This window comes from Streptomyces sp. NPDC028910 (assembly GCF_055564955.1).
On record NZ_JBVHVF010000053.1, the window covers coordinates 1 to 5,117 of the forward strand.

The window sequence follows — 5,117 nt, forward strand, 5'->3', positions numbered from 1 at the left end:
TCAGCCCGCCCCCTTGTGGATACCGCATGCCCCGGTGATACCGCAGCCAACGATCCGCCATCAGCCCCTATGACACCACGAGTTCAATCTCAGTAACAGCGCGGTGTGGGCTGAAGCTCATCGGCGGGCGAAGTAAACCCGACCGGCCGCCGGGTGGCCTTCTTCCAAGGTTGACGGCCTGGTCGGGCCAAGGGCCGAACTCCTGCGGCATCTCCCGCCACCGCACGCCTGCCCTGATTCGCCAGATCGCTCCCTCGAACTGGTGCGGCAGCCGCTCTGGGTACGGGCCGTATCTGCCTGTCGGCAGATACGGCTCGATGAACTCCCGTTCCGCGTACGTCAACCTGCAGTGGAAAGTCCCACAGATTGATCACGGCTCGATACGCGCCCTAGTGCTCCAGCGTAGATCGTGATCTTCATGTCTGGGCGGCTTGTCGTGATAGTGGATGGCCTGGGATCGCGCCTGGTGGCGGCGTCGCCAATGGGACCAATCGAGCCGGTGGGCGGTGCCGTGGACGGGCCAGCCTTCTCACCGGGTGGGTGCAGGGTCAGTCAACTGTAGAGGTCGATCGTGAAGCGCCTCGTGCCCTGAACGACCGTGTCGACGTGGACCGAGCCACGAGCCCGGTCGAATTGCCCGGTGCCGCCGGTGATCCCGTTGTCGAACGAAGGCGGAGGGCCCGGGTTGAGATGGCCGAAGACCATCCCCTGCACGGAGAGCTGGCCCCCCGGAAGGGTGTAGGTCACGTAGCACGCCTCCGCTCCGCCGTTGTCGACCCGGGTGGTGGTGCAGGTGCCGCCGGTGTCGCCGACCTGGTTGCCGTCCTCGTCGAAGAGGACCGAGCGGAAGACGGTCCGATCGCCCTGGGCGGGGCCGCCGCCGGGATTGACAGGGAAGAACGACTGCTGCGCGAGCCGGCCGATGAGTGTGATGACCCGGTGTTTGCCCTTGCCGTCGCCGGAATAGGTGTCCGTCGAGGCGGCCGCGACAGGGACGCAGGCGAGAAGGGTGACCAGCGCGGTGGCCGTGCCGAGACAGGCTGCTCTGATGGGGCGCATCGTGTGGCTCCTGAGGTTGATGCTCATGGATGGTCAGATGACGCATTCATAACCCCGGCTCTGCCGCCGCCCGGAACGTCCCGGCGCGACCCACCGGCAGATCCAACCCATCGGACCAACCCGGGACGAGAGACGGCCCGCCCGACCGGACGAGTCGCGCGGGCGGGTTGACGCTGGTGCAGCGCATGGCTCCTGACTCGGACGAGTGCCGCCCTGCGGTCGGAAGCAGGCACTCACCTTGTCGTTTGTCCGTTTGGGGTAGTTCGACGAGGGTCTGCTGACCGGCTTGTTCGCCCCACTACTGGGCTGCTGCTGGGGCCTGTGTGATGTTGTGATCAGTCGACGACCTTCAAGAGGTCGTCGATCCAGATCATTGCGGCGCGGAGGATGACTCCTTGATGTTGCGTTTGCGCAGGTAAGTGCGGTTGCCGCGGGATGAGTAGGCCTTGTCCGCGGCGGCGGCTCCCGGCCGGGTGCGGGGCCGGCCGCTGGGCAGGCGGACCCGCATTTTCTCGAGCACGGGGATGAATTGGGGACTGTCCGCGGCCTGCCCGGCGGTCAGGACGAAACGCGAGCGGGCGGCATGTGCGGTCCCGGCGGCGTCGTGGTGGGCGCGGGCAGTCGTGGAATCCACGCTGACCAGCGACAAGTCCGTCTTCCCGGCGCGGGCCGCCTCGGCAATCACGCCTTCCAGCGGGGTGGTGACGACGCCGGCGTCCCGCCAGACGCGGAAGCGTCCGTAGACGGTGGCCCAGGGGGCGAACTCGGAAGGCATCCCCCGCCACTGGGCGTTGGACCGGAACCGCCAGATCACCCCTTCGAACTGTTCCCGCAGCCGCTCCGGGTACGGGCCGTACCTTCCGATCGGAAGGTACGGCCTGATGAACTCCCACTGATCAGCGGTGAGTTGCCTGCGTGTCACGAGCAATGTTCTACCGGATTCCACCCCCCACGAAGGGCGGCGGAACCCAGCAACTGATCACGACATCACACAAGCCCTAGCGACCCAGTGCCGCGGCGGATGATCCGCAGAAGCCGTCGGCCCTCGGCCCTCGGCATCGTCAATCTCACGAACCCGCAGTCGCTCTGCCATAGGCAACAGCCTGGCGTCAACGTGCGGACGGAAACGGCACCTTCCCGATGCGTCACCCGGTGCGGCGCCGCCGAAACTCCTCAAGCCATCCCCGCACCTGATCATCATCGTGCAGGTACGGCTCCTCGGGCCCCGGCCGCAGATCGATCCCGTGCAGGTGGCCCAGCGCCCACCAGGCCAATACGTCCCACTCGAGCGTGTCGTCGACGACCCATCGCCCGGCCCACCGGTCAGCCGCATCCCGGCTCATGCGCCCCTCGACCACGGCAGCGAAGCACGCCTCGATCTCGTCCAGGTCCGGCTGCCCACCTCTCATGGACTCACCGTACCCAGGGTGGGGCGAACGTGGCTGGTTTGCTCGACTACCGGGTCAGTCCAGCTTTCGCAAGGACTTCATCGAGAGTCAGCGTCGAGGCCAGGTCGTGGATCCAGGCCTCAGGCGGTGCTGCGAAGACGTCGCCCAAAGCGGCCATGAGCGCCTCGAATTCATTCCGGAAGTGCCTGTATACGGCGTCGAGGTTGGCCCACTGCTCGATGATCACGAAGGTATTCGGCTCTTCGAGATCTTCGGCGATCTGATAGCCCTCGCAGCCCTCCTCAGCACGGGTCCGAGTCGCGTTGCGACGAATGACCTCGAGCCAGTGCTCACGCTGCTCCGGTTTGATCGATGCCCTGACGATTTGGAGAACCACGCACTGCTCCTTGCCTCGCCCGGCGCCGCGTCCTCCGGGATCGCACAGTTTTGGTGCCCTGCCCAGTAGACCGCCCCGGGCAACCGACCACCTGTCGTTGTACGCCGCTCGTGTCAGGCGCTGGGCAGTCGCTCAAGAAGCACTGAGCCGGTTCAGCTAGGGCCGGTGCCCGTCCTCGACAGCGAATGCTTCCACCGTGGTCAGCGCGTTGAACGCGATATCGCGCGCGCCGCCGAGCGCATAGACGCAGGTCCTCTTCAATCCTCGGGTCTCCTTGGGGCAGGGCGCGGCTGCCCCCGCGAGCTCGAAGCGGGCGGTGGGCAGAGCGGGCAACGCCTTCCATGTGTTCGTGGCGGGACTGTATGCCTCCACCGTGTCCAGGACTTCGTCGGTGAAGTTGAAGCCACCGAGCGCGTACACGCACGTCCCCTTCAGCCCTTCCACGTCCTTGGGACAGGGCGCGGCCGCAGTCCCGAGGGCGACGGCAGGGGTGTTCTTCGAGGGCAGCGTGTGCCAGCTGTTCGTGGCGGGACTGTATGCCTCCACCGTGTCCAGGACTTCGTCGGTGAAGTTGAAGCCACCGACGGCGCACACGCACGTCCCCTTCAGCCCTTCCAGGCCCTGGGGACAGGGCGCGGTCGCCGCCCCCGGGGCGTCACGGCCGGTACCCAGCGACGGCAGCGTCTGCCAGGTGTTCGTGGCCGGACTGTAGGCCTCCACCGTGTCACCGAAGGCGCCGCCGATGGCATACACGCACGTGCCCTTCAGCTTTTCGATGCTCTTGGGGCAGGGCGCGGTGCTCGCCGCCAGCTGACTGCGGGCGGTGGGCAGGCCGGGCAGCGTCCTCCACGTATGGGTGGCCGGGCTGTAGGCCTCCACGGTGCTTGCGTCGAAGGCGCTGTTGGGCCACGAGGTGCCGGTGAAACCGCCGATGGCATACACGCAGATGCCCCTCAGCCCTTCCACGTCCTTGGGGCAGGGCGCGGTTGCCCCGGCCAGTGCATAGCGGGCGGTGGGCAGAGCGGGCAGTGTTCTCCAGGTGTCCGTGGCCGGGCTGTAGGCCTCTGCCGTGTTCAGGGTGGCGGAACTGCCGTTCTGGCCGCCGAAGGCGTACACACAGGGCCCCTTCAACTCCTTGATGTCCTTGGGGCAGGGCGCGGTCGTGGACGCCAGGCCGTTGGCCGGGGTCGACAGCCCGGGCAGGGTCAGCCAGACACCCTGGGCGTTCGCGAGGGTGGTCGTCAGGGCGAGCGTGGGCGCCAGGGCTGCGACGAGCAGCCAGCGAGGGATCTTCATGTGCCCATTTGAGGCATCGGTACGACCTGGGGGCATGTGGGCGGACCCGCTCGGGGGACGCCGTCACCCGTACGTGGTGGCGGGCTCAGCCGGGCGGGTACGTGAGCCGGCCACCCCGGTGCGGAGACGGCTGTGGCCGTGGAGGGCGGGTCATCGCGCTCCTCTGCCCGGTGGAGCGCGGAACGGATCAGAGGACGCGTCAGCCTGCGCCCCAGGCGCCAGAAACGCCCACCGGATCGCGCCCAGTATCAGCCCCGCACGTCGTCGCCGACCGCCTCCGCATCCCAGCTGCCACCGACGCGGACCAGGTCGAAGCCCGCCTCCTGGCTGCCCGTGCCCGCACCAAGATCACCGTCACACCGTCCGCGTAGCCGCCATCCCTCTGCCTTCTGGATTGTTTTGACCGACACCGCACCTGAACTGATTGACGGCGACGTGAGCGGCCCCAAGGGACGCCGCTGGTACGCGGGCGTCCTCTCCTCCCTGCCCCCCGCCGGCACCCACACGGCTGGACGTGCACCGCCCGTGCCGGCGCCCGCCCGCGGCCGGCGGCGCTCACCACGACCAGCGGTTGAGATACGGCTTCTGAGACTGCAGCACCAGCCTCACAAAAGCTCCACTGTCCGTGCGTTGACATGCCTTCGGCGCGATGGTTCCGTGAGGGCCACTTATTCGCAGGAGGCCGAATTGGCCTCGACGGCGGGGAACGGGTACGCGGGCCGCGGCCCAAAATGGCACCGCGACTTCGGAGGAACGCCTCGTCCGCTCATGTTCCGAAATGGCGGGCCGGCGAGGAAGTTGTTCGGGAGAATCCCCGTTCCCGTCAGGAAGGAGCTGGACAGCGTGAGTACGGGGGAGGGCCGGGGCAGGTTGTTCGCCCTGTTACTGAGATTGAACTCGTGATGTCGCATGGTTGCTCAGGTGGGTCTGATGGTCAGGCCGGTCTCGGCGAGGCATCCGTCTATGAGGTGACCGCG

Annotated in this window: 4 protein-coding genes and 2 pseudogenes; all 6 read right to left on the reverse strand. The window is 67.5% G+C overall.

The window, feature by feature from the left end:
- Nucleotides 1-187: 187 nt before the first annotated feature.
- A pseudogene (locus ACZ4TV_RS33300) lies at nucleotides 188-367 on the reverse strand (transposase); the annotation flags it as partial.
- A 185-nt stretch (nucleotides 368-552) separates the two neighbouring features.
- Entirely contained in the window at nucleotides 553-1,059 is a 507-nt protein-coding gene (locus tag ACZ4TV_RS33305) for an allene oxide cyclase barrel-like domain-containing protein (RefSeq protein ID WP_468138995.1), read from the reverse strand.
- Between the two features lie 394 nt (nucleotides 1,060-1,453).
- Nucleotides 1,454-1,981: pseudogene (locus ACZ4TV_RS33310) on the reverse strand (transposase); the annotation flags it as partial.
- Nucleotides 1,982-2,204: 223 nt separating this feature from the next.
- Nucleotides 2,205-2,468 (reverse strand): hypothetical protein, encoded by a 264-nt coding sequence (locus ACZ4TV_RS33315; RefSeq protein WP_468138997.1) that lies wholly within the window; start codon nucleotides 2,466-2,468, stop codon nucleotides 2,205-2,207.
- A 46-nt stretch (nucleotides 2,469-2,514) separates the two neighbouring features.
- Complete coding sequence (locus ACZ4TV_RS33320; RefSeq protein ID WP_468138999.1) at nucleotides 2,515-2,844, reverse strand: putative quinol monooxygenase; 330 nt, start codon at nucleotides 2,842-2,844, stop codon at nucleotides 2,515-2,517.
- Between the two features lie 156 nt (nucleotides 2,845-3,000).
- Nucleotides 3,001-4,140: a Kelch repeat-containing protein gene (locus ACZ4TV_RS33325; protein ID WP_468139001.1), complete on the reverse strand. Its 1,140-nt coding sequence runs from the start codon at nucleotides 4,138-4,140 to the stop codon at nucleotides 3,001-3,003.
- Nucleotides 4,141-5,117 lie beyond the last annotated feature (977 nt).